The 729-nt window shown below is 35.9% G+C and carries 1 protein-coding gene; it reads right to left on the bottom strand.

The annotated features are described in order from the left end of the window. A partial coding sequence (locus A6013_RS23825; protein ID WP_217629469.1) for a hypothetical protein occupies nt 1-538 on the bottom strand: 538 nt, incomplete at its 3' end. Nucleotides 539-729 lie beyond the last annotated feature (191 nt).

The following is a 729-nucleotide window of genomic DNA, read 5'->3' as shown; positions in this document are numbered from 1 at the left end:
TGGCTAATTTGTAAGTAGTTATGATAGCGTATCCGGTATGTTGGTAGAAGTCGAAGGTAGTCGCCTGCTTCTTCTCATTCTCACCATTCTTTACATTATCCCCATTCTTTACATTCTTGTTTGTGTTGATTTGTTGTTGATTTGTTGTTGATTTGTTGTCCATTTGTTGTTGATTTGTTGTTGATTTGTTGTCGTTTTTGCTGTCGGAATTTTCTTCCATACTTTGATAAATCGCCCAATTGACAACGGTTATAACAGAAAATTTGTTGTCGGACTTTACGACGATAGTTCCAAGGTTTTCTAAAAGCTTTATGTAGTCTCTTACTGTGGATTCTTTGAGACGCAACTCTTCGCTTGCTCGCTTTCTCCCGAACACAAATTGACCTTTTTCTAATTCAACAACTCGTCTGCCAACAAGCTGTGTATGATCCTTATGACTAGCCTTCATAAGACAATATGCAAATACTTTGAATAACTTTTCGTTCTGAAAAATAGGCGAATCTAATAGTTTTCTATGAAGTTTTATCCAACCAGTCATATACACACCTCACTTTCAAACTGGTTAAATTAGAATGGTAAATCATCGTCATCTATTTCAATCGGACCATTAGCATTTGCAAACGGATTATCTTTTACTGGTTTGTTATATGGATATTGCGATTGCCCACGTGTTTGTTGTACTTGTTGTTGATATACATCTTGTTGAGAGTCATTTGTGTTCTTTGGTTC

This window comes from Enterobacter sp. IF2SW-B1 (assembly GCF_001743375.1).
GTDB lineage: Bacteria > Pseudomonadota > Gammaproteobacteria > Enterobacterales > Enterobacteriaceae > Enterobacter > Enterobacter bugandensis.
The sequence above is the reverse complement of the archived record's forward strand: the minus strand, read 5'-3'. Positions and strand labels throughout refer to the sequence as shown.